At 71.7% G+C, this 24,356-nt stretch carries 16 protein-coding genes and 1 riboswitch; of the genes, 10 read left to right on the plus strand and 6 right to left on the minus strand.

The annotated features are described in order from the left end of the window. The first annotated feature begins 106 nt into the window (after window positions 1-106). A complete protein-coding gene (locus BLW14_RS26910; RefSeq protein ID WP_093709729.1) occupies window positions 107-2,239 on the plus strand; it encodes a primosomal protein N' in 2,133 nt (710 codons plus the stop codon). Window positions 2,240-2,427: 188 nt separating this feature from the next. Here the strand turns inward: BLW14_RS26910 and BLW14_RS26915 are convergent, their stop codons facing one another. Continuing rightward, the gene (locus BLW14_RS26915) at window positions 2,428-2,904 is read right to left on the minus strand and encodes a hypothetical protein (RefSeq protein WP_093709730.1); all 477 of its coding nucleotides are present in this window, start codon (window positions 2,902-2,904) and stop codon (window positions 2,428-2,430) included. Window positions 2,905-3,147: 243 nt separating this feature from the next. On the opposite strand from BLW14_RS26915, the gene fmt reads away from it, so the two are divergent. The 4 genes from fmt (at window position 3,148) to BLW14_RS26935 (ending at window position 7,602) form a co-directional block, all read left to right on the plus strand. Then, window positions 3,148-4,080 carry a methionyl-tRNA formyltransferase gene (fmt, locus tag BLW14_RS26920; RefSeq protein ID WP_093709731.1) on the plus strand — a complete coding sequence of 311 codons (933 nt, stop codon included), beginning with the start codon at window positions 3,148-3,150 and terminating at the stop codon, window positions 4,078-4,080. Window positions 4,081-4,201: 121 nt separating this feature from the next. After that, the gene (locus tag BLW14_RS26925) at window positions 4,202-5,635 is read left to right on the plus strand and encodes an RsmB/NOP family class I SAM-dependent RNA methyltransferase (protein WP_093709732.1); all 1,434 of its coding nucleotides are present in this window, start codon (window positions 4,202-4,204) and stop codon (window positions 5,633-5,635) included. 114 nt (window positions 5,636-5,749) lie between these two features. Further along, window positions 5,750-6,433, plus strand: coding sequence for a ribulose-phosphate 3-epimerase (rpe, locus tag BLW14_RS26930; RefSeq protein ID WP_093709733.1), 684 nt, complete (start codon window positions 5,750-5,752; stop codon window positions 6,431-6,433). A gap of 152 nt (window positions 6,434-6,585) precedes the next feature. Then, complete coding sequence (locus tag BLW14_RS26935) at window positions 6,586-7,602, plus strand: sugar-binding transcriptional regulator (protein WP_093709734.1); 1,017 nt, start codon at window positions 6,586-6,588, stop codon at window positions 7,600-7,602. A gap of 75 nt (window positions 7,603-7,677) precedes the next feature. Here BLW14_RS26935 and BLW14_RS26940 read toward each other — a convergent pair whose 3' ends face one another. Beyond that, window positions 7,678-8,700 carry a terpene synthase family protein gene (locus BLW14_RS26940; RefSeq protein ID WP_093709735.1) on the minus strand — a complete coding sequence of 341 codons (1,023 nt, stop codon included), beginning with the start codon at window positions 8,698-8,700 and terminating at the stop codon, window positions 7,678-7,680. A 306-nt stretch (window positions 8,701-9,006) separates the two neighbouring features. Between BLW14_RS26940 and BLW14_RS26945 the strand changes: the two genes are divergently transcribed. From BLW14_RS26945 to BLW14_RS26960, 4 genes are all read left to right on the plus strand, one after another. Further along, complete coding sequence (locus BLW14_RS26945) at window positions 9,007-10,473, plus strand: GuaB1 family IMP dehydrogenase-related protein (protein ID WP_018524260.1); 1,467 nt, start codon at window positions 9,007-9,009, stop codon at window positions 10,471-10,473. A gap of 135 nt (window positions 10,474-10,608) precedes the next feature. Continuing rightward, on the plus strand, window positions 10,609-11,064 hold the full coding sequence (locus tag BLW14_RS26950; protein ID WP_093709736.1) for an Lrp/AsnC family transcriptional regulator: 456 nt from the start codon (window positions 10,609-10,611) through the stop codon (window positions 11,062-11,064). Between the two features lie 287 nt (window positions 11,065-11,351). Then, a complete protein-coding gene (locus BLW14_RS26955; RefSeq protein ID WP_093709737.1) occupies window positions 11,352-12,149 on the plus strand; it encodes a carbon-nitrogen hydrolase family protein in 798 nt (265 codons plus the stop codon). 53 nt (window positions 12,150-12,202) lie between these two features. Next, complete coding sequence (locus BLW14_RS26960; protein ID WP_093709738.1) at window positions 12,203-13,903, plus strand: flavin monoamine oxidase family protein; 1,701 nt, start codon at window positions 12,203-12,205, stop codon at window positions 13,901-13,903. A gap of 61 nt (window positions 13,904-13,964) precedes the next feature. Here BLW14_RS26960 and BLW14_RS26965 read toward each other — a convergent pair whose 3' ends face one another. From BLW14_RS26965 to BLW14_RS26975, 3 genes are all read right to left on the minus strand, one after another. Beyond that, complete coding sequence (locus BLW14_RS26965) at window positions 13,965-16,742, minus strand: CDP-glycerol glycerophosphotransferase family protein (RefSeq protein WP_093709739.1); 2,778 nt, start codon at window positions 16,740-16,742, stop codon at window positions 13,965-13,967. A 637-nt stretch (window positions 16,743-17,379) separates the two neighbouring features. Next, window positions 17,380-18,747 carry a uracil-xanthine permease family protein gene (locus BLW14_RS26970; RefSeq protein WP_093709740.1) on the minus strand — a complete coding sequence of 456 codons (1,368 nt, stop codon included), beginning with the start codon at window positions 18,745-18,747 and terminating at the stop codon, window positions 17,380-17,382. 152 nt (window positions 18,748-18,899) lie between these two features. Beyond that, a complete protein-coding gene (locus BLW14_RS26975; protein WP_093709741.1) occupies window positions 18,900-20,126 on the minus strand; it encodes an MFS transporter in 1,227 nt (408 codons plus the stop codon). Window positions 20,127-20,246: 120 nt separating this feature from the next. Between BLW14_RS26975 and BLW14_RS26980 the strand changes: the two genes are divergently transcribed. Then, window positions 20,247-21,440, plus strand: coding sequence for an ROK family transcriptional regulator (locus BLW14_RS26980; RefSeq protein WP_093709742.1), 1,194 nt, complete (start codon window positions 20,247-20,249; stop codon window positions 21,438-21,440). 40 nt (window positions 21,441-21,480) lie between these two features. On the opposite strand, the gene BLW14_RS26985 is transcribed toward BLW14_RS26980, so the two are convergent. After that, window positions 21,481-23,826 (minus strand): chitinase C-terminal domain-containing protein, encoded by a 2,346-nt coding sequence (locus tag BLW14_RS26985; RefSeq protein WP_093709743.1) that lies wholly within the window; start codon window positions 23,824-23,826, stop codon window positions 21,481-21,483. A 274-nt stretch (window positions 23,827-24,100) separates the two neighbouring features. After that, window positions 24,101-24,231, plus strand: a riboswitch (FMN riboswitch). Window positions 24,232-24,356: the final 125 nt, after the last annotated feature.

Genomic DNA, 24,356 nt, shown 5'->3' on the forward strand with positions numbered 1-24,356 from the left:
CGGAGCCCGGACGCCGTCACGGTGTCCGGGCTCCGGCGTTTCGATGCCCGGGGGTTACGGGGAAGGGCGGGCGCCGTTGTCCGAGGCGTCTGGTAGGGATGGAGCTGTGAGCAGCGAGAACGAGCGGTCCGACGAGCCCGGGCCCGGGGCGCCGGAACAGCTGGCGCTGATCCGGGAGACCGTGCGCCGGGCCGACGTGCCGCGCGCCAAACCGCGCACCTGGCGCGGGGCGGCCCTCGCCGAGGAGCTGCCCGTCGCCCGCGTCCTCGTCAACAAGGGCGCGCTCCACCTCGACCAGTACTTCGACTACGCCGTCCCCGAGGAACTGGACGCAGACGCGCAGCCCGGGGTGCGGGTGCGGGTCCGGTTCGGTGCCGGGGGCCGCAACGTGCGCGGCGGCCGGCGCGAGGGCGGCGGGCTCATCGACGGCTTCCTCGTCGAGCGGCTGGCCGAGTCCGACTACAACGGGGCGCTCGCCGCGCTCGCCTCCGTCGTCTCCCCGGAGCCGGTCCTCGGCCCGGACCTCCTCGCCCTCGCCCGCGCCGTCGCCGACCGGTACGCGGGCAGCCTCGCGGACGTCCTCCAGCTCGCCGTCCCCCCGCGCAACGCGCAGGCCGAGTCCAAGCCGTCGCCCGCGCCCCTGCCCGCCCCCGCGCGGCCCGCACCCGGCAGCTGGGAGCGGTACGAGCAGGGGCCCGCCTTCCTGTCCGCGCTGGCCACCGGCGGCGCCCCCAGGGCCGTGTGGACCGCGCTGCCCGGACCGCACTGGCCCGCCGAGATCGCCACGGCCGTCGCCGCGACCCTCTCCTCCGGGCGCGGCGCCCTCGTCGTCGTCCCCGACGGGCGGACCGCCGCCCGGGTCGACGCCGCGCTCACCGCCCTGCTCGGCGAGGGGCGGCACGCGCTGCTCACCGCTGGCTCCGGGCCCGGCCGGCGCTACCGGGAATGGCTCGCCGTGCGGCGCGGGTCCGTCCGGGCGGTGGTGGGGACCAGGGCCGCGATGTTCGCGCCGGTCGCCGATCTCGGGCTCGTCGTCATCTGGGACGACGGCGACTCCAGCCACAGCGACGACCGCGCCCCCTTCCCCCATGTCCGCGAGGTCCTGGAGCTGCGGGCCACGCACGGGCGGTGCGCGTTCCTGCTCGGCGCCCTCAGCTGCACCGTGGAGGCCGCGCAGCTCGTCGAGAGCGGCTGGGCGCTGCCGCTGCGCGCCGGCCGGGAGCAGCTGCGGGCGGCGGCGCCCGTCATCCGTACCGTGGGCGACGGCGAACTCGCGCGGGACGGGGCGGCGCGGGCCGCCCGGCTGCCCAGCCTCGCCTGGCAGACCGTCCGGGACGGGCTGCGCACCGGTCCGGTGCTGGTCCAGGTGCCCCGCCGGGGTTACGCCCCCAGGCTCGCCTGCGAGCGCTGCCGGGAGCCCGCCCGGTGCCGGGAGTGCGCGGGGCCGCTGGAGGCGCCCGACGAGCGGGACCTGAACTGCGCCTGGTGCGGGCGGGCCGAGACGTCCTGGCACTGCGTGGCCTGCGGCGGGCGGCGGTTGCGCGCCCAGATCATCGGTGCCCGGCGCACGGCGGAGGAGCTGGGCCGGGCGTTCCCGGCCGTGCCGGTCCGGACGTCCGGGCGCGACCATGTGCTCGACGCGGTGCCGGACCAGCCCGCGCTCGTCGTCAGCACGCCGGGCGCCGAGCCGGTCGCGGAGGGCGGGTACGCGGCGGCGCTGCTGTTGGACGGCTGGGCGATGGTCGGCCGCCCCGACCTGCGCGCCGGCGAGGAGGCCCTGCGCCGCTGGACGGCTGCCTCCGCGCTGGTCCGGGGGCGGCCCGAGGGCGGCACGGTGGTCGTCGTCGCCGAGCCGACGCTGCGGCCGGTGCAGGCGCTGGTTCGCTGGGACCCGGTGGGGCACGCCCGGCGGGAGCTGGCGGAGCGGGCCGAGCTGGGCTTTCCGCCGGTGTCCCGGATGGCGTCGCTGACCGGGCCGCCGGAGGCGCTGGCGGCGTTCCTCGCGGGGGCGGAGCTGCCCGCGGACGCGGAGGTGCTTGGCCCGGTACCGGTGCCGGCCGCGGAGCCGGGGCGGCCCCGGCGGGCGTTCGAGGCGCCGGCGGGGGAGGTCTGGGAGCGGGCGCTGGTGCGGGTGCCGCCCGGGAGTGGGGCGGCGTTGGCCGGGGCGTTGCGCGCTGCGCGCGTGGCGCGGGGTGGGGGTGCGGTGCGGGTGCGGGTGGATCCGGTGGACATCGGCTGAGGTCTTTGTCCTCAAGCGCCGGACGGGCTGGGTTCGCGCGGGCACGACCGAGGCTGCGGGTGCGCCTCGGCCGGGGCTTGTCCTCAATCGCCGGACGGGCTGGAATTGCGGCCGCGGGCGCTTTCTGGCTGATTGCGAGTGGGGGTCCGTGCCGCGAAGGCAGCACGGACACCCCCACTCGGCCCCGGTCAGCCGTTGCGGGGCCCCGGGAATGGGTTGGGACGGTCCGTCGGGGGTTGGGGGGTGCGGGCGGCCGGGACGGTGGGGGCGCGTTGGGGGACCACCTCCGCGGTCTCGGCCGCCGTCGGCTGGGGGGTCGTCCGCCGGGTGCCGTAACGGCGGTGGACGGCCTGCTTGGTGACCCCGAGCGCGGAGCCCACCGCGTCCCAGGAGAAGCCCAGCGAGCGGTCGAAGTCCACGGCCGCCGTGACCAGCGTCTCGACGCTGTCCCGCAGTTCCTGGGCCAGTCTGACCGTGGGGGCCGGGGCCCTCCCGTAGACGACGAAGCCCGCGGACGGGCCGGAGCGGCGCGGACGGTAGACGTTGCCCAGCTGTGCGGTGAGCGTGCGCAGTGCGTCCACCTGCCGCCGGACCCGCTCGATGTCCCGCACCAGGAGGTGCAGGCTGGCCCGCGCTTGGGCGTCATGGGTTGCGTGGTCGGCCATGAAGAAGCCTCTCGAACCGGCGTTGAAAGGGATCGGGCCGCACCAGGGCGGCTCGCTTCGGTCAATCTCTCTTGACCAACGCCGCACCCGTGGATCTGGTCACGCTCAGGGGGCGTATGGGCACGTGCAAGGGGCGCGCAAGTGCGCGTACGCCCCCCGGGCCCCGGGCCCATAGACTTGTGCGTTGCTCGTCACCGTAACGTTTCGGCCTGAGAGTCCGGCCTGAGAGGCAGTCAGCCACCCATGAAGCTCGTCTTCGCCGGCACCCCCGAGGTAGCCGTTCCCGCCCTGGACGCCCTGATCGCCTCCGGCCGCCACGAAGTGGCCGCCGTCGTGACGAGGCCCGACGCGCCCGCGGGGCGCGGCCGGCGGCTGGTGGCCAGCCCGGTCGCCCAGCGTGCCGAGGAGGCCGGGATCGAGGTGCTCAAGCCCGCGAGGCCCCGGGACGAGGACTTCCTCGCGCGACTGCGGGAGATCGCGCCGGACTGCTGCCCGGTCGTCGCGTACGGCGCGCTGCTGCCCAAGGCTGCGCTCGGCATCCCGGCCCGTGGCTGGGTCAACCTGCACTTCTCGCTGCTGCCCGCCTGGCGCGGCGCGGCCCCCGTGCAGCACGCGGTGATGGCCGGCGACGAGGTCACCGGCGCCTCCACCTTCCTCATCGAGGAGGGGCTCGACTCGGGGCCGGTCTACGGCGTCCTCACCGAGGAGGTCCGCCCGACCGACACCAGCGGCGACCTGCTGACCCGGCTGGCGTTCGCCGGTGCCGGGCTGCTCGCCGCGACCATGGACGGCATCGAGGACGGCACCCTGCACGCCGTGGAGCAGCCCGCCGACGGGGTCACCCTGGCCCCCAAGATCACCGTCGAGGACGCCGAGGTGCAGTGGTCCGCGCCCGCCCTGCGCGTCGACCGTGTCGTCCGCGGCTGCACGCCCGCCCCCGGCGCCTGGACGCTGTTCCGGGGCGAGCGCCTGAAGCTGGTCCAGGCGACCCCGGCCGTGGACCGGTCCGAACTCGCGCCCGGTGAGCTGTCGGTGGGCAAGAACAACGTGTTCGCCGGCACCGGGTCGCACGCGGTGGAGCTGCTCTGGGTGCAGCCGCAGGGCAAGAAGCCGATGCGCGCCGCGGACTGGGCGCGCGGGGTCCGCATCGTCCCCGGCGAGCTGCTCGGGAACTAGGCCCGTCCGGCGGATCAGGGTCGGACAGGCCCTGGCGGACAGCGCCGGCGGGCGGGCGGCACGGCACGGGGACGTAGGCTTGCAGGGTTCGTCCTCTCACCTCCAGCGGAGCACCTTTCACGTGAACGACCAGCCGCGTCGCCGTCCCGCCAAGCCGCACCGCCGCCCCAAGAAGGACCCGGTCCGCTTCCTCGCCTTCGAGGTCCTGCGGGCCGTCGACGAGCGCGACGCGTACGCGAACCTCGTCCTGCCCCCGCTGCTGAAGAAGGCCCGCGCCAAGGGCGACTTCGACCACCGGGACGCGGCCCTGGCGACCGAGCTGGTCTACGGCACGCTGCGCCGGCAGGGGACGTACGACGCGATCGTCGCCGCCTGTATCGACCGGCCGCTGCGCGAGGTCGACCCGCCGGTCCTGGACGTGCTGAACATGGGCGTGCACCAGCTCCTCGGTACCCGCATCCCGACCCACGCGGCGGTCTCCGCGAGCGTGGAGCTGGCCCGGGTGGTGCTGGGGGAGGGGCGGGCCAAGTTCGTCAACGCGGTGCTGCGCAAGGTCTCCGCGGACGACCTCGACGGCTGGGTGGCGAAGGTGGCCCCCTCGTACGAGGACGACGCCGAGGACCACCTCGCGGTCGTCCACTCCCACCCGCGCTGGGTCGTCTCGGCGCTCTGGGACGCGCTCGGCGGCGGCCGGGCCGGTATCGAGGACCTGCTGGAAGCGGACAACGAGCGCCCCGAGGTCACCCTGGTCGCCCGCCCCGGCCGCTCCACCACCGCCGAACTCACCGAGGAGCTCGGCGAGGAGAACGCGCTGCCCGGCCGCTGGTCGCCGTACGCCGTACGGATGGCCGAGGGCGGCGAGCCCGGCGCGCTGACCGCCGTGCGCGACGGCCGGGCCGGGGTCCAGGACGAGGGCAGCCAGCTCGTGGCGGCGGCCCTCGCTGCCGCCCCGCTGGAGGGCCGCGACTCCCGCTGGCTGGACGGCTGCGCGGGCCCCGGCGGCAAGGCCGCCCTGCTCGCCGCCCTCGCCGCGGACCGCGGCGCCGCCCTGCTGGCCGCCGAGAAGCAGCCGCATCGCGCCCGCCTCGTGGAACGCGCGCTGGCCGGCAACCCCGGCCCGTACCAGGTGGTCACCGCCGACGGCACCCGGCCGCCGTGGGGGCCCGGGACCTTCGACCGCATCCTCATGGACGTGCCCTGCTCCGGTCTCGGCGCGCTCCGCCGCCGTCCCGAGGCCCGCTGGCGCCGCCGTCCGGAGGACCTGGAGGGCTTCGCGCCGCTCCAGCGCGGACTGCTGCGCGAGGCGCTGAAGGCCGTACGCGTCGGCGGCGTCGTCGGCTACGCGACCTGCTCGCCGCACCTCGCGGAGACCCGGGTCGTCGTCGAGGACGTGCTCAAGGGACGCGGCGGGGAGCCGTTCGAGGCCGAGTGGATCGACGCCCGCCCGCTGATGCCGGGCGTGCCCGCGCTGGGCGACGGGCCCGACGTCCAGCTCTGGCCGCATCTGCACGGCACCGACGCCATGTACCTGGCGCTGCTCCGCCGTACCGGCTGATCACGGGCCCCGCAGCGGGGTGAAACGCCGGGAATGCGCGAACCGTAATGATCCCGTGAGGCTTTGGAGCGCACCGAGGCGGGGAAGTGACGCAGAACATGGCAGGCTTGGCCCATGGCCCAGATCAACCCGAGTATTCTCTCCGCCGACTTCGCGCGCCTCGCCGATGAGGCGAAGGCCGTCGAAGGTGCCGACTGGCTCCATGTCGATGTCATGGACAACCACTTCGTGCCCAATCTGACCCTCGGCGTTCCGATCGTGGAATCGCTCAGCAGGGCCACGGACACACCGCTGGACTGCCATCTGATGATCGAGGACGCGGACCGCTGGGCGCCGCAGTACGTCGAGGCGGGCGCCGGGTCGGTCACCTTCCACGCGGAGGCCGCCGCGGCCCCCGTCCGGCTGGCCCGGGAGATCCGCGCCAAGGGGGCCCGCGCGTCCATGGCGCTCAAGCCGGCGACGCCCATCGAGCCGTACGAGGACCTGCTCCCCGAGCTCGACATGCTGCTGATCATGACCGTGGAGCCGGGCTTCGGCGGCCAGTCGTTCCTGGACATCATGCTGCCGAAGATCCGCCGCACCCGTGAGCTGATCTCCAAGCACGGCCTCGACCTGTGGCTCCAGGTCGACGGCGGCGTCTCCGAGTCCACCATCGAGCGGTGCGCCGAGGCCGGTGCCGACGTCTTCGTGGCGGGCTCCGCCGTGTACGGCGCCCAGGACCCGGCCGCCGCGGTGCGGGCCCTGCGGGCCAAGGCCGACGGGGCCATCGGCTCGGCCGGCTGGGCCTGCGCGCACTGAGTCCGCGGCGGCGCGGGCGCGCGGGCAGCGCGTCGGCCGGGCCAAGGGCAGATGAACGGGGTCCGACGGGACCGGTCAGGGATCGCCGTATCTGACAGGATGAACGGTGTATCAAGAGCGTGAACAGCAGTGAGGAGAACGCGGTGTCTGCAATGTCGGCGGGCCGGTCCGCCCTGCGGATGGGGCCCGCGGAGCTGGTCCAGGCGGCGGCCATGGCCCGCCGCTTCTACCTCGAGGGCAAGTCCAAGATCCAGATCGCCGAGGAGTTCGGCGTCAGCCGCTTCAAGGTCGCCCGGGTCCTGGAGACCGCTCTGGAGCGTGACCTCGTACGGATCGAGATCCGCGTCCCGGCGGAGCTGGACGCCGAGCGCTCCGACGCGCTCCGCGCCCGCTACGGCCTGCGCCACGCGGTCGTCGTCGAGTCCCCGGCGGAGGAGCAGGACGACGCTGCGGACCCGGAGAACCTCGGCGAGGTCGCGGCCGACCTGCTCGGCGAACTGGTGACCGAGGGCGATGTGCTCGGGCTCGCCTGGGGCCGCTCCACCATCCACATGGCCGCCGCCCTCGACCGGCTGCCCCCGTGCACGGTCGTGCAGCTCACCGGGGTGTACGACGCCGGCACCGCCGAGCGCGGTTCGGTGGAGGCCGTGCGGCGCGCCGCCCAGGTCTCCGGCGGCGAGGCCCACCCGATCTACGCGCCGATGCTGCTGCCGGACCCGGCGACGGCCGCCGCGCTGCGCAACCAGACCGGGATCGCCCGCGCCTTCGAGTACTTCGACAAGGTGACGGTCGCGGCCGTCTCCATCGGTTCCTGGGAGCCCGGGATCTCGACCGTGCACGACATGCTCTCCGACGAGGAGCGCCGGCACTACGCCTCGCTCGGCGTCGCCGCCGAGATGTCGGCCCACCTGTTCGACTCGGACGGCCGCCGGGTCGGCCGGGACCTCGGCGAGCGCTGCATCACCGTCGAGGCGGACCGGCTGCGCCGGATCCCCGAGGTGGTCGCCATCGCGGGCGGGCAGCGCAAGGCCGCCGCGATCGGCGCGGTGCTGCGGTCCGGCCTGGTCACCAGCCTGGTCACGGACACGGCCGCCGCCGACTACCTCCTCACCGAGTCCGCCGCCCCGCGCCGGCCGGCCCTGGAGCGCGCCGACCCGGACGGCGACTGACCGTACGGCCCGCGGGCACACGGGAGAGGGGCGGGCGGCCGCGGACCGCCCGCCCCTCTCCCGTACAGCCGGTGCTCAGTCCTGGGAGACGCCCAGTACCGTGGACTCCAGATACTGCTCGGGCTGCTCGTACTGGCTGACGTCGGCCGGGTTGTAGCGGGGCGTCTGGCGGGACCAGTCGAGATTGCCGCGCATCCAGCTGCGCATGCCGTCGAGGTACGGCTCCAGCATCGGCGTCAGCTGCGGATAGGCCTCCAGCAGCTCGGACTCCGCCTTGAGGAAGCGCTCGGTCTCGACGGCGATCTCCGCGCAGACGTGCTCCAGCGCCTCCTGCTTGCCGTAGCCGCGGTGGTGGCGGACCAGGTGGACGAGGTTGTGGATGTCGCCGAGCACCTGCTCCTTCTCGTACGAATACACGTCATTGGCCCAGCAGACGTGGTTGCAGGACGCCTCCAGCGCGGTGATGAACCGGGGGTCGTTGTGGATCGAGGAAGGTGCCTCGATGCCCGCGACGATCTCTATCAGGTCCATGCAGACGATGATCGCGCCGGTGTGGCGGCGCTTCTCTATGTACAGCTCCTCCGACGGCACCACGCCCGCCGCCCGGTTCCCGGCCTCCCAGGTGGTGGCGGTGGTGAGGTACTTCTTCAGGTGCCAGGCGAACCTGCGCCGCCAGTGGACCGCCGCGGTCGGCGTCGTACGTTGCCACAGGTCGATGAGGGCGACCACGGCGGCGGGCAGCTCCTCGTTCTCCATGACGCCGGTACGGGTGCCCTCGACCACGGCGAGCATCAGGGCGACGACGTCCCGCACCCGCTCGGGGCTGCGCCCGAGATGGCCGTCGTCGAGCTGGTCGTCGACGAGGAAGAGCCAGACGAACCAGTCGGCCACCAGGTCCAGGTTCTCACTGTCGGCGGTCGGGTAGACCATTCCGACGAACGCGCCGAAGTCCGCCTGCTCGAAGCGCTCCCTGGCCGAATCCCGGTGCACCAGACCGGTGTTGCGGGTCCAGGCGTCCAGATGTTCCCGTACGTGCGCGACGTGCGTGTTCGTCCGCTGGGGGAACGGGCAGTAGATGTCCGGCAGTTCGATCTCCACGGGCGGGTTGTGATCCTCTCCGGTCGTACGGGTGACGGAAGTTGAGCATGCTCCGTCCGTTCCTCCGGGGCGTTGCGGTGACCCACGGGACCTGCGCGTTTGAAGCTACCTGACCCCTTGTCACCAGGTCCAGAGAAGATGATCGGGAATGGTTGAAAGCTGTTCGGGTAAGGTCCCCGGGTAAGGCAGGTTCCACTTGCCCGGGACTCCCGCAGCGGTCCTTTGGAGGAACATACGAGGGCGGGGGTCATTTGCTGTGTCTTCGTGGAAGCGACCTGCGCCATTTCGTATGAAAAAATGAGTGTTATGCGTTTTCTTGAGCCCGGCACCGGTCGCTACACAGAGTCCCCCTCGGTCCCGTACGACCTCACGTACGACGACGTCTTCATGGTTCCGGGCCGGTCGGCGGTCGGATCGCGCCAGGCCGTCGACCTCTCCTCGCCCGACGGCAGCGGCACCACCATCCCGCTCGTCGTCGCGAACATGACCGCCATCGCGGGCCGCCGGATGGCCGAAACCGTCGCCCGCCGCGGCGGCATCGTCGTCATCCCGCAGGACATCCCGATCGAGGTCGTCACCGAGGTCATCTCCTGGGTGAAGACGCGCCACCTGGTCCTCGACACCCCCATCGAGCTGTCGCCGGGCCAGACCGTCGCCGACGCGCTGTCCCTGCTGCACAAGCGCGCGCACGGCGCAGGAGTCGTCGTCGACGCCGACCGCCGCCCCGTCGGCGTGGTCACCGACCACGACCTGACCGGAGTGGACCGCTTCACCCAGCTCTCCGAGGTCATGTCCAAGGACCTGGTCCTGCTGGACGCGGACATCGACCCGCGCGACGCCTTCAACAAGCTCGACGGCGCCAACCGCAAGCTCGCCCCCGCCGTCGACGCGGACGGCCGCCTCGTCGGCATCCTCACCCGCAAGGCCGCCCTGCGCGCCACGCTCTACACCCCCGCCACCGACGCGGACGGCAAGCTGCGGATCGCCGCCGCCGTCGGCATCAACGGCGACGTGGCCGGCAAGGCCAAGCAGCTCCTCGACGCGGGCGTCGACACCCTCGTCGTGGACACCGCGCACGGCCACCAGGAGTCCATGATCAGCGCCGTGCGCGCGGTCCGGGCGCTGGACCCGCAGGTCCCGATCGTGGCGGGCAACATCGTCGCCGCCGAGGGCGTGCGCGACCTCATCGAGGCCGGCGCGGACGTCATCAAGGTCGGCGTCGGACCCGGTGCCATGTGCACCACCCGGATGATGACCGGTGTGGGCCGGCCCCAGTTCTCCGCCGTACTGGAGTGCGCCGCCGAGGCGAAGAAGTACGGCAAGCACGTCTGGGCCGACGGCGGCGTCCGCCACCCGCGCGACGTGGCCATGGCCCTCGCGGCCGGCGCGTCCAACGTGATGATCGGCTCCTGGTTCGCCGGTACGTACGAGTCCCCGGGCGACCTCCAGCAGAGCGCCGACGGCCGCTTCTACAAGGAGTCCTTCGGCATGGCGTCCGCGCGCGCCGTGAAGAACCGGACCTCCGACGAGTCCGCGTACGACCGGGCCCGCAAGGCGCTCTTCGAGGAGGGCATCTCCACCTCGCGGATGTTCCTGGACCCGGCGCGCCCCGGCGTCGAGGACCTGATCGACTCGATCATCGCGGGCGTCCGCTCCTCCTGCACGTACGCGGGCGCGGCCTCCCTCGCCGAGTTCGCCGAGAAGGCCGTCGTCGGCATCCAGAGCGCGGCCGGCTACGCCGAGGGCAAGCCGCTGCACGCCAGCTGGAGCTAGGGCCTGTCCCATCCGGCCCTGATCCGCCGGACAACCCCTGACCCGTGGTCTACTGCCGGGGGGCGGCACGCGCCGTCCCCCGGCATCGTCATGCCCGGCTCCGCCCGCGCCCCGCAGAGAAGTGACCCGTACGACGTGCGACTGAACGACCTCGACGAACGCATCGTCCACGCCCTGGCCGAGGACGCCCGCCGCTCCTATGCCGACATCGGCTCGATCATCGGCCTGTCCGCGCCCGCCGTGAAACGCCGCGTGGACCGGCTGCGCGCGGAGGGAGCCATCACCGGGTTCACCGTGCGGGTCGACCCGGCGGCGCTCGGCTGGGAGACCGAGGGGTACATCGAGATCTACTGCAGCCGCAACACGTCCCCGGACTCGATCAAGCAGGGCCTCGCCCGGTATCCCGAGGTCGCCTCGGCGTCCACGGTCACCGGCGACGCGGACGCGCTCGTCCAGGTCTTCGCGGCGGACATGCGGCACTTCGAGCAGGTGCTCGAGCGGATCGCGGGGGAGCCGTACGTGGAGCGGACGAAGTCCGTGCTGGTGTTGTCGCCGCTGCTGCGGCGGTACTCGTCGGGGTCGCCGGGGTAGCGGGTCCCTGCGGGGCGGCCGGATCATCGGCCGGTGACGTCGGGTGGGCCGGGTCCTCCGGCGACGGTTCCGTCCTCAAACGCCGGACGGGCTGGATCGGGGGGCCCGGTCGCGAAGCGCGGGCCGGGCTGGAATGGGCGCTGGTGTCGTGCAACGAATCGCCGCGCCCCGCGCGATCCGCGCAACGGATCGGCCGTCGGTGCGCAACGGTCGCGCCTTGTCCGGGCCCAACGGCGGAACGTACCGTTTCTACGTCCCCGCCCCGCCCGTATCGACCGAGGTCAGCCATGCCGTCGTTGCGCACCGCCCTGCTCCAGAGCTCCGGACGCCCCGGCTCGGTGGCCGGCTCCGTCGAGCTGCTGGCGGACGCCGCGCGCCGCGCCGCCGCCACCGGTGCCCGACTCCTCGTCTGCCCCGAGCTGTACCTGACCGGGTACGCCATCGGCGACGACGTCCCCCGGCTGGCCGAGGCCGCCGACGGGCCCGCCGCCCGCGCCGTCGCCGAGATCGCCGTACGGCACGGGATCGCCGTCCACTACGGCTACCCCGAGCGCGAGGGCGACACCCTGTACAACTCCGCGCAGCTCATCGGCCCCGACGGCACCACGCTCGCCAACTACCGCAAGACCCACCTCTTCGGGGACTTCGAGCAGCACTGGTTCACCCCCGGCGGGCAGCCCGTGGTCCAGGCCGAGCTGGACGGCGTCCGGATCGGCCTGCTGACCTGCTACGACGTCGAGTTCCCGGAGAACGTACGGGCGCACGCCCTGGCCGGCACCGATCTGCTGCTGGTCCCGACCGCGCTGATGCACCCCTTCTCGTTCGTCGCCGAATCCCTCGTCCCGGTCCGCGCCTTCGAGAGCCAGCTGTACATCGCGTACGTCAACCGCACCGGTCCGGAAGGCGAGTTCGACTTCACCGGGCTGAGCTGCCTGGCCGGGCCCGACGGCACGGCCCGCGCCCGTGCGGGGCGCGGCGAGGAACTCGTCACCGGCGACGTCGACCCCGCCCTGCTGGCAGCCTCCCGCGCCGCCAACCCGTATCTGCGCGACCGCCGCCCCGGCCTGTACGGCTCTCTCGTCTGAGCCCGGCCCCGCCCCTCCACGTCTTCGCCTTTCCCGCAAGGAGTCCGTACCCCATGACCGCTGTGCCCCCCGCCGTCCAGCACACCGAGGAAGCGGCCCCGCCGATCACCATGTTCGGGCCGGACTTCCCGTACGCGTACGACGACTTCCTCGCCCATCCGGCGGGCCTCGGCCAGATACCGGCGACCGAGCACGGCACCGAGGTGGCCGTCATCGGCGGCGGACTCTCCGGCATCATCACCGCGTACGAGCTGATGAAGATGGGCCTGAAGCCGGTCGTCTACGAGGCCGACCGCATCGGCGGACGGCTGCGCACCGTCGAGTTCGAGGGCTGCGCCACGGACGGCGAACCGCTCACCGCCGAGATGGGCGCGATGCGCTTCCCGCCCTCCTCGACCGCCCTCCAGCACTACATCGACCTCGTCGGCCTGGAGACGAAGGCCTTCCCCAACCCGCTCTGCCCGGCCACGCCGTCCACCGTCGTCGACCTCAAGGGCGAGTCGCACTACGCGCGGACCATCGACGAACTCCCGCAGGTCTACCGCGATGTGATGGACGCCTGGAACCGCTGCCTGGAGGAGGGCGCCGACTTCTCCGACATGAACCGGGCGATGCGCGAGCGCGACGTCCCCCGGATCAGGGAGATCTGGTCCCGGCTCGTCGAGAAGCTCGACAACCAGACCTTCTACGGCTTCCTCTGCGACTCCGACGCCTTCAAGTCCTTCCGGCACCGAGAGATCTTCGGCCAGGTCGGCTTCGGCACCGGCGGCTGGGACACCGACTTCCCCAACTCCATCCTGGAGATCCTGCGCGTCGTCTACACCGAGGCCGACGACCACCACCGCTCCATCGTCGGCGGCAGCCAGCAGCTCCCGCTGCGCCTGTGGGACCGCGAGCCGCAGAAGATCGTGCACTGGCCGCTCGGCACCTCGCTTTCCTCGCTGCACGGCGGCGCGCCGCGCGGCGCGGTCACCCGGCTCAACCGCACGGCCGGCAACCGGATCACCGTCACCGACGCCTCCGGCGACATCCGCACATTCCGGGCGGCCGTCTTCACCGGGCAGTCCTGGCTGCTGCTCTCCAAGATCGCCTGTGACGACGCGCTCTTCCCGATCGACCACTGGACGGCGATGGAGCGCACCCACTACATGGAGTCGTCCAAGCTGTTCGTGCCCGTCGACCGGCCCTTCTGGCTGGACAAGGACGGGGTCACCGGGCGCGACACCATGTCGATGACGCTGACCGACCGGATGACCCGGGGCACGTACCTGCTGGACGACGGGCCGGACCGGCCGGCCAGCATCTGCCTCTCGTACACCTGGTGCGACGACAGCCTGAAGTGGCTGCCGCTCTCGGCGACCGAGCGCATGGACGTCATGCTGAAGTCGCTCGGCGAGATCTACCCGAACGTCGACATCCGCAGCCACATCACCGGCAACCCGGTCACCGTCTCCTGGGAGAACGAGCCCTGGTTCATGGGCGCGTTCAAGGCGAACCTGCCCGGCCACTACCGCTACCAGCGGCGGCTGTTCACCCACTTCATGCAGGACCGGCTGCCCGCCGACAAGCGGGGCCTGTTCCTGGCCGGCGACGACATCTCCTGGACGGCCGGCTGGGCCGAGGGCGCCGTGCAGACCGCGCTGAACGCGGTGTGGGGCGTCATGACCCACTTCGGCGGTGAGACCGACGCGACCAACCCCGGCCCCGGGGACCGATTCGACGAGCTGGCGCCGGTCGAGCTTCCCGAGGACTGAGCCGGAACGAACGACCCCCCGGCCACGAGTCCGTGGCCGGGAGGTCGGGCATGTACCGCGCTCAGCTGTCGGCCGGCGCCGCGGCGTGCGGACCGCCGACGAGCATCCGGTCCACGACCCGCGCCGTCGCGAGACCGTCCCCGGGCTCGCAGAAGTCCTTCCGGAATCGGGCGTACTTCTCCTGGTGCTCCGCCGCGACGGTGTCGACGTCGCGCAGTGCCTTGACCAGTTCCGGGGAGGTCCTCAGCAGCGGGCCGGGCGCCCGGGTGGTGAAGTCGAAGTACAGGCCGCGCAGCGAGTCCCGGTAGTGCTCCAGGTCGTAGGTGAAGAACAGCATGGGCTTGCCCGAGTGCGCGAAGTCGAACAGCGCCGAGGAGTAGTCGGTGATCAGGACGTCGGCGACGAGGTAAAGATCTGCGATGTCCGGGTAGCGGGTGACGTCCCACACGAAGCCCCGGCCGACGCCCGGGATGCTGGAGTGGACCCTCGGGTGCTTGCGGAAGAGCAGCACGTGGTCGTGGCCGAGTTCCTTCTGGGCCGCGGCCAGGTCGATGCGCAGATCGAGTTTGTACATCTTGTTCTCGTGCCGCTGGTCCTCCCGCCAGGTGGGGGCGTAGAGCACCACCTTCTTGCCCTCGGGCAGGCCGAGCCGCTCCCTGACCCGCGCGGCCCGCGCCTCGCGGTCGGGGGCGTGGAAGACGTCGTTGCGCGGATAACCGCTCTCCAGCATGTCGCGTTCGATGGAGTACGCCCTGCGCATGATCTCCGTGGTGTACGCGTTCGGCGACACCACGAAGTCGAACTGCCGATAGCTGTGCGGCAGGCCGGCGATATAGGCGGGACTCGACTGGGGAGACCCCTGCAGGTCCTTGCCGATCTTCTTCAGCGGCGTGCCGTGCCAGGTCTGCACGACCCGTTGCCCGGGGCGGGTGACGAACCAGTCGCCCACCGCCGAATTGACGACGACATAGCGGCTGCGCGCCAGTGCCTCGTACCACTCGCGGCTGCCCCAGCTCACGACCCTCGCTTCCGGCGGCATCTCGGGCAGCCCCGCGTCCTGGGTCCAGATGTGCTCGACCTCGGTCCCCCGGCGCACCAGCTCCTCGTAGACCGCGCGCGGGGAGTCGGAGAACTGCTTGCCGTTGAGGCTGATGTAGAGGACCGCGTCGCGCAGGGGGAGCTCGCGCTGCTCGTGGAAGTATTTCTCGCGCAGAATGCGCTGCCGGTAGGCGCCGTGCTCGTCGGGGCCGAGCATCCGGTCCGGCTCGATGAAGATGCGGTCGAAGTAGCGGCGGTCCACGGTGTAGCCGCGCAGCGATCCCGGCAGGGACATGGGCAGCTCCCGCACCTGTTCCGGATGCAGGGTCACCGGGACGTCCCGGGACTTGTCCCAGGCGTTCGAGTCGCGGAAGAAGAGGTACCAGCGGCCTGGGCACAGAGGCAGCTCGGGACCGTGCGTCTGGGGAGCCGCCTCGGCGTTGATCCGAAGTGTGAACCGCCCGTCGGTGAGCTCGACCGGCAGTTCCTTCTCCTCGAAGCGGACGCCGTGGCGCAGGACGAACTTCTTCCCGGCCGTCTTCCCACCGGGATACGTGCCTTCGAGCACCAGCTCTCCCGGCCCCGTCACGGTCATCGTGTCGACGACGGGTTGTACGGCTCGGGTCGCCAGCGTCAGCCTGCCGGCCCCGTCACGGTGGACGGCCAGTTCACGGCCGGGGGCGAGGCCGTGCCTCGACGTCGTGAAGCCTTCGACGAGCAGCGCGTCGTGGCCCTGCCCGTCGTCTCCGCGCAAGGTCACTTCGAATTGCCGGGTCCTGGACCCCGACAGGTCGTTCCCGGCCAGCTGGGCAAGGCCGAACACCGCTTGGTGGCGTCGGAACGCGTCGGAGGAACCGGACAGCGCGGTGAGCGGACTGTCGAACTCGTTGTCGCCCTCGGCGATGCGCACGGCGATGGGGGCCTCGGCCCCGCGCCGTGCCCTGGTGACGAGTCGCACTTCGCCGTCCGCGACGGTGCAGGACTCGACCTCGACAGCGGGCCGCTGCACCGTGATGGTCACGGCATCGTCGGTGAAGCCGACCACGAGACGTGAGCCGTCCGCCAGATGACGGACCTGGTCGTGCCCGGCCGTGCCCGCGTCGCGCGGGCGCACCCGGGCGCCGTAGAGCCTGCCCGGTCCCGGAATCACGATGCGGAGGAACCACTGGCCGGCGCCGAGGTCGGCGAGCTCGCGCAGCCGGCGAGCGGGGACGACGACCTCGAAGCCCGACTGGTCGTAGCAGTGCAGCGCCTGTTTGGAGGCGACGGTGGCCTGCTCGTCCGTGGTGCGGCGTATGCGCAGCCTGATGCGGCGGCCGGTCTCGCCGTTCTCCAGCCACGCGAACCGGCCGATGACGCGGCCCGACGGACGGGGCAGGTTCGCGACGAACGCGTACCCTCCCCACACCAGATCGTCGCCGCGCCAGTCGACCGAGGTCAGCTGCGCCGTCATGGGGAGGTCGCGAGGCTTGAGGGCGGTTATACGGTCGGGCAGCTCAAGGCTCTGCAGTCCCGGCAGCACCAGACGGGGGCGCCTGACGCCTGCCACGAGAAAGGCGCTCGGGTCCCGGCGCCGGCTCCGGACCACCTCGACGAGGTCGTCGGCACGCCCCTCGGCGGCGAGGTACCACATGACGCGCGCAGCCGGACGGAGGCGGGTGAGCGCCCCTTCGCCGTGGGTGTCGAGCAGTTGCCGCGCCGTGGCGTGCAACTCCTCGCGGTCGGCCTGCGAGCTCTCGGGGAAGAAGCGCAAGGTCCTCTGCACTTCTGCCGATGCGAGATCGGCGAGAGACTGCGCCATGAATAACGCCCTTCTTCAATGTGGCAGTTGACTTCGCGTCGTCACGCGTCAACCGAGCCTGCCTGCGATTGGTGCGTATTTATCGTACGCAACCAAGAAGAGGCCCCTGCCGAAGTCGCGTGCCACGGGCCGGGCCCGAGGGCGAGACCATCCGCGGCTGCGGAGACGTAAAGCCCCGTACCGGCAACATCAAACCAATTGCCTTCATTGGGAATTCCGTGCGCTTCGGGCGTGTTTCGCCTGGATTGTCCCGAACGGGTTTGCGGCGGAGCGGGGCGTCGGCCGCGCTTGCAGACGCCCCAAGTTGGGTGCAGTTGTACGAAACTTGTGAATAATTTCTGTGAGGTAAATTACATCCTTCTGAACTGGAGAAGGCGATTCGGGGTGCGGTCGGCTCCCCCTTGGCCCGGTCGCTTGCATCTGGTTACGGACTTTCTTCCGCAAAGTGCCTTATGTCCGGAATCTATGCTCTGTCGAGTCGATATTCCTGGCAGGGAAATCCCGAAAGCGTGGCGCATGGCAAACCGTGCCAATAAAGCCAGGAGTTGAATTGGCTGCGGCTTTCGGTGAATCTCGGATGCGAAAGCTCGCGATGTGATGCGTATTCATGGGGTGAGTGGAAGAACCGCATTCGCATTCACTCTTGAACCGGACGGTCCGATTCGGTGAGCGGCGGCTCGCTCTTCATGTGGGCGGGTGCCAGGGCCCGAAGGGCGTGGTAACCGATGACGACGATCAGCGTTCCCAGCGCGATGCCGCTGAGCTCGAAGTTGTCGGTGAGCGTCAGGCTGACGTTGCCGATGCCCACGATGAGCCCCGCGGCCACGGGTACGAGGTGGAGCGGGTTGGACAGGTCGACGCGGGAGCGGACCCAGATCTGGGCGCCCAGCAGGCCGATCATGCCGTAGAGGATGACGGTGATCCCGCCGAGGACTCCGCCGGGGATGGCGGCCACGACGGCACCGAACTTGGGGCAGAGCCCGAACAGGATCGCGAAACCGGCGGCGCACCAGTACGCGGCCGTCGAGTAGACGCGGGTGGCGGCCATGACGCCGATGTTCTCGGCGTACGTGGTCGTGGCGGGACCGCCGACGGACGTCGAAAGGACGGTGGCCGCGCCGTCGGCCATGATCGCCGTGCCCAGCTGGTCGTCCAGCGGGTCGCCGGTCATCTCGCCCACGGCCTTGACGTGTCCGGCGTTCTCGGCGATGAGCGCGATGACGACCGGCAGGGCGACGAGAACCGCGGAGAGGGAGAAGCTCGGGGCGTGGAAGGTGGGGAAGCCGACCCAGTCGGCCTTGCTCACCCCCGAGAGGTCGAGGCGCCAGTGGTCGACCGACTCCGTTCCTCCGGCGGGGGAGTGGATCTTGCCGAAGACGCGGTCGAGGATCCAGGAGACCAGGTAGCCGAAGGCCAGGCCGAGGAAGATCGCGATGCGGGACCAGAAGCCGCGCAGCACGACGAGGGCGAAGCCCGTGAAGAGCATGGTGAGCAGCGCCGTCCACTGGTCCTGGGGCCAGTACGTGCCGGCGGTGACGGGGGCCAGATTGAACCCGATCAGCATGACCACCGCACCCGTGACCACGGGCGGCAGGATCGCGTGGATGATGCGGGCGCCCAGGGCACGGACAGCCGCCCCGCACAGGAACAGGACCGCGCCGACGACCAGGAGCGCGCCGGTGAGCGTCGCCGCGTCGCCGCCCTGGGTCTTGATGACCGCGGCCACGCCGATGAACGACAGGCTGCTGCCGAGATAGCTGGGGATGCGGCCACGGGTGATGAGAAGGAAGAGGATGGTGGCCACACCTGACGCCATGACGGCGAGGTTGGCGTCCAGACCCATCAGGATCGGGGCGACGAAGCAGGCCCCGATCATGGAGACCACGTGCTGTGCGCCGAGGCCGGCCGTGCGCCCCCAGGCGAGCCGCTCGTCCGGCCTCACGACCTCGCCGGGTGCGAGGCTCTTGCCGTCGCCGTGCAGGGTCCAGCGCACGCCGAGGCCCATGGTTGCTCCCTGTGTGTAGGTGCATGAGCCCGTATCGGCGGGACACGGCGCTCATCGCGGAAAAGATCAGCGCCATGCTAGTGGGGCCCGGCCCCCGCCCCTCGGCCGGACCCACCCGTTCCGCTTAGCCGGTCGCCTGGGGCCGGGGCAGGTCAGGGGCGGCGTTCGGCCGCCGGTACGTCGACGACCGCGCTCCCGGCCACCGGCTTGCGGTCACCGGCCCGCAGCACCCCGGCCCCCAGCACCAGACCGAACGCCAGCACCGACACCAGGCCGAACGACACCACCAGCGAGGTCGCCTCGGCCAGCGAACCGATCGCCGACGGGGCGATGAGGCCGGAGGTGTACGTGATCGTCGCGACGCCCGCGATGGCCTGGGCCGGCCTGGGCCCGCTGCGTCCCGCCGCCGCGAACGCGAGCGGGACCACCACGGCGATCCCGAGCCCCATCAGCCCGAAGCCGCACATCGCGAGGGCCACGTGCGGCGCGGTGACCACCAGCACCCCGCCGAGCGTGGCCAGGACGCCGCCGGCCCGTACGGTGCGCACCGCGCCGAAGCGGTCGACGACCCGGTCGCCGGCGATCCGGGCGACCGCCATGGTCAGCGCGAACGCGGTGGTGGACGCGGCCGCGAGACCGGCCGAGCTGTCCAGCGTGTCGCGGAGGTAGACCGCCGACCAGTCGAGGCTGGCCCCCTCGGCGAACACCGCGCAGAAGCCCACGGCACCGATGACCAGGGCCGACTTCGGCGGCAGCGCGAACCGCGGCGGCGGCTCATCGTCCGGCTCGCTGCGCAGGTCCAGCACCCACTGGCAGGCGGCCAGGCCCACGAGGGTCAGGATCACTGCCGCCGTCACGTGGTGCAGCCGGGCGTCCGCGCCCACATGGGCGGCCACGGTGCCCGCCGCCGAGCCGATCAGGGCGCCCACGCTCCACATGCCGTGCAGCCCGGACATGATCGACTTGTCGAGACGGTTCTCCACCTCGACCCCGAGCGCGTTCATCGCGACGTCGGACATGCCGGCCGACGCCCCGTACACGAACAGCGCCGCGCACAGCGTGAGCAGGTTGGGGGCCAGCGACGGCAGGATCAGGGCCAGGGTCCACAGGGACAGCAGCCCGCGCAGCGCGGTCCGCGCGCCGAAGCGGTGGCTCACCGCCCCGGCCAGCGGCATGGCCACCGAGGCGCCGATCGCGGGGAACGCCAGGGCGATGCCGAGCTGCCCGGCGCTGACGCCCGCGTGGTCCTGGATCCAGGGGACCCGGGTGGCGAAGCTGCCGGTCACCGCCCCGTGCACGGTGAAGACCGCCGCGACGGCGTATCTGGCCCGCCGCACCTCGCCGATGCCGAAGGCCGTAGCCGTGGATTCCGTTGTCATACCGCCGTGTCCCTCCCCTGAAGCCTTCTCCACGATGCGGGCAGTAAACTATCAGGAACCCTGCCTGATAAATAGACCGTCCGCGCTACGGGCTCGGCGGTGATCTGGAAGGATTCCGGTATGCCCGCATCACCGAGCACCGCCCGGGCCATCAACGACCGGCTCGCCCTGCGCCATCTCCAGCAGGACGGCCCCCTGACGGCCACGCAGTTGAAGACCCTCACCGGGCTCTCCCGGCCGACCGTGGCGGACCTCGTCGAACGGCTCCGGGACGCGGGTCTCATCCATGTCGTCGGAGAGACAGGGGCCGACCGCCGGGGGCCCAACGCCCGGCTCTACGGCATCGTCGCGGACCGCGCGCTGCTGGCCGGGCTGGACGTGCGCACCGACAGCGTCGCCGTCGTCGTCGCCGATCTGCTGGGCGCGACACTGGCCGAGGCGACGCTGCCCATCGGCAGTGAGACCGAGGGGGACGACGCCGTGGAGCAGGCCGTCGCCCTGCTGGCGACCACGGTCGGCAGCGCGGGGAGCGCGCCCCTGCACAGCGTCGGCATCGGCGCGCCCGGGCTCATCGACCCGGTCACGGGGGAGCTGCGGGACAGCTCCGGCCTGCCCGCCTGGCACCGCAGCCTCGTCCGGGCGCTCCAGGAACGGCTGCCGGCGACGGTCCTCGTCGAGAACGAGACGAACCTCGCCGCCGTCGCCGAGCACCGCGCCGGCGCGGCCCGCGACCACGACACGTTCGTCCTGCTCTGGCTCGGCCACGGGGTGGGGGCGGCGGTCATGCTCGACGGGAAGCTGCGCCGGGGGGCCTCGGGCGGCGCGGGCGAGATCGGCTTCCTGCCGGTGCCGGGCACGACCGGCACGCCCTCGGCCGTCAACTGCGACGGGGGATTTCACTCGTTGGCGGGTTCGGTCCCGCTCTGCGAACTGGCCGCCGGTCACGGCATCGCCGTGACGGCGGGGGGCCAGGAGCCCGGCGCGGCGGCGGCCGTCCGGGCGGCGCTCGCGGGGGAGGGCGACAGCGAGGGCTTCCTTGCCGCTGCCGCCGACCGGATCGCGCTGGGCGCGGCCGCGGTGGCGTCGGTGCTCGACCCGGGGCTGGTCCTGCTCTCCGGGGAGGTGGGGCACGCGGGGGGCGAGGCGCTGGCCGCCCGGGTGGCGGGGCGGCTGGAGTCGATGTCCCCGCTGCGGACGGAGGTCCGGGCGGGGCTCCTCGGCGGTACGGCGGTCCGCCGGGGGGCGTTGCTCGCGGCGCGGGAGGCGGCGCAGGACGCGTTGTTCGCGCCACGGTCGAGCCCGTCCGGCGGCTGAGGACGGAACCGGTTCGCCGGACGGGCTCGAGAGGCAGGGTTCAGCAGGCGCCGAGGTCCTGCCAGACGCCCCACTCACCCGTGGAGCCGGGCTTCTCGCCCTTCGTCCACCACTTCGCCTTCCACTGGTGGCCGTCCTGGCTCACCGTCGTACCGGCGCCGTACTCCGCGCTCGCGCTCCACGCCGCCGCGGCGCAGGTGCCGCCCGACGGGTCCGGGCTGGGGCCGGTCGAGCCCGAGGGGTCCGGCGTCGGGGTCGAGCCCGTGCCCGGCTCGACGACCGTGGTGCCGCGGGCCAGGTCCGCCGCCAGGGCGTAGGACTTGCCACCGAACGTCACGGTCCAGTTGGACGGGGTGGACGTCGGCAGGTAGTACACGAAGTCCACCTGGACCGACGCGCCGGGCGCCAGGCTCTGCCAGGACGGCAGCTTCAGGGAGACGCGGTTGTAGTCGCCCTTCAGTCCGCCCACGTTGTTCGCGGCCGAGTGGTCGCTGCGCACGATCGTGGTGCCGAAGCCCGACTGGTCCTTGGCGTTGGCGGGCGCCGAGGTGGAGTAGTCGAACTGGAACTCCGTGCCGCCGGGCAGCGTCGCCTTCGTGTTGTTGGTGATCGTCAGCTTGGGGCTGATCGGGTAGTTCGAGTCGCCCAGCGGGAACTGTCCGAAGGAGACGTCGATGTCCAGCGCCTGCGTCGGCAGGTCGATGGTGGAGCGCTTCGCCCCGTACGGCGCGGCCTTCTTGAAGGCGTCGTACATCGTCGAGGTGAGCGTGGAGCCGGGCTCGTACTGGCCCTTGGCCGCGTTCCAGCCGTAGTCGCCGGCCAGCTCCCAGATCATCGTGCCGCCGATGCCCTTGTCGGCCACGTAGGCCGCCTTGGCCTGCACGGACTGCTCGTCCTCGGTGGAGAGGAAGACCTTCTTCTCGGCGTTCCACAGCCACGGCGCGACCAGCGTCGAGTCGTAGTTGCGGACGTAGGCGCCGGTCAGCTCGGTGTCCGCGGGGAACCCGTAGTCCGTGACGTAGTCGCCGACGATGCCCTTCTCCAGGTTCTTGGCGTGCCACATCGGGTTTGAGCCGGCGGGCGCCTCCTTGCCGTTGGTGTCCTCGTCGTGCCAGAGGTTGTCGATGCCGACGGCGCCGTCACCGCACTTGGTCAGCCCCGCGCCCGCCGGGCAGTCGGTCGAAGCCGCCTTGCCCCACAGGCCGTTGGTGCCGCCCTGCACGTTCTTGAAGCCGCGGGTGTAGTACGGGAGCCCGATGTTGATCCGGCCGGACGGCATCGAACCGCGGAAGTAGTGGTACGCCCAGTCGGTGTTGAGGTAGCCGGTGCCGCCGTACTGCGAGGTGGAGTAGACGCTCGCCTGGGCGAGTTCCGCGTCCTTGCCGTCGTCGAAGAGCGCGGCGTTGGGGCCGACGTACTCGTTCCAGGCGCCGTGCAGGTCGTACGACATGATGTTGACGTAGTCCAGGTACTTCTGGACCTGGAAGGTCTCCATGCCGCGCAGCAGGTAGCCGGACGAGGGGGCGGCGACGCTGAGCAGGTAGTGGTGGCCGTCGGCGGCGGAGGCCCGGTCGAGCTTCTCGCGCAGGGTCTTCATCAGCGCGGCGTAGCTCTTGACCAGGCCGGCCCGGCGGGCGTTGGACAGCGTCCAGTCCAGCGGGTTCCCGGCGTCCTTCATGGTGGTCGGGTACTCGTAGTCGATGTCGACGCCGTTGAAGCCGTACTTCCGGATGAAGTCGACGGTCGAGTCCGCGAAGGTGTTGATCCCGGTCTGGTTGACCGAGCCGTCGGCGTTCGTGGCCATCGAGTAGAAGCCGCCGGAGTCGACGCGCTTGCCGCTGTCGTCGAAGTAGCCGCCGGTCTCGGCCCAGCCGCCGACGGAGACCATCGTCTTGACGTTCGGATGCTGCTTCTTGAACTTGCTCAGCAGGTTGAAATGGCCCTTGTAGGAGAGGTCCGGGTCCATTTCTGCGCCCTTGACGCCCGGCCAGGTCATGCCGGTGGAGGCGTTTTCCGGCCCGTCCGCGCCGACGGAGATCCTGTTCGATCCGTCGACGTGGGCGAAGGCGTAGTTGAGGTGGGTGACCTTGTCCCAGGGGATGTCGGAGGCGAGGTAGGCGGGCTTGCCGTCCTTGCCGGTCCGCCAGTTCGTGAAGTAGCCGATGACGCGCCGCGGGTGGTCGGCGCCCATCTTCTCGCGGCCCTCGGAGTCGTAAACGGAGCAGTAGGGGACGGCGACGCCCGGCGTCTCGTAGAGCCCGTCGGGGCGACAGGACTCCTGGTCGGCGGCTTGCGAGGGGGTCGCGGCGAGCGAGCCGATCAGCAGCGCGGCGACGGAGACGCCGGCGGCGAGGAGCGAGGCTCTCGCACGGGTGGGGGACAGCACGTTCGGTTCCTCCTGGGGAGGTCGGCAGAACACAACTGACAAGGGGGTGGGTCGTGTTGGGTCCCGGGCGTGCGCACACCAGGAAACCGCTCCTCGGAGGTGACGCAGAGATTAAGAGGACTAGACCAGTGCGTCAATAGGTCTGGACCAATCGGATCCATTCCTCTGCGAGTGTCCGAAAAGAGCCCTTGTCACGGGCTGTCTGTGAGCCACTCCACAGCGTTCACCCCTATGGTCCATGCCCGGTCGTGGCACACTGATCGTGTACCAGCAGCAGCGCACTCCGGGGTCGGTGCAATTCCGAACCGGCGGTTATAGTCCGCGACCCGTCCGCATCCAGCGGCCGGTTGACCAGGTGGGATTCCTGGACCGACGGTTAAAGTCCGGATGGGAGGCAGTGCGCGGCGGGCCGTTTCACGGGTACGCCGCCGTCGGCGGATGGATTCCGGACCACCGGACCATCCGTGTTTTCCGGCTTTCGGCGTCCCTGTCGTGCGTTCCCGCTTCTTCTGTCGTCATCGACAGGCCCC

Source organism: Streptomyces sp. 2131.1 (assembly GCF_900105515.1).
GTDB lineage: Bacteria > Actinomycetota > Actinomycetes > Streptomycetales > Streptomycetaceae > Streptomyces > Streptomyces drozdowiczii.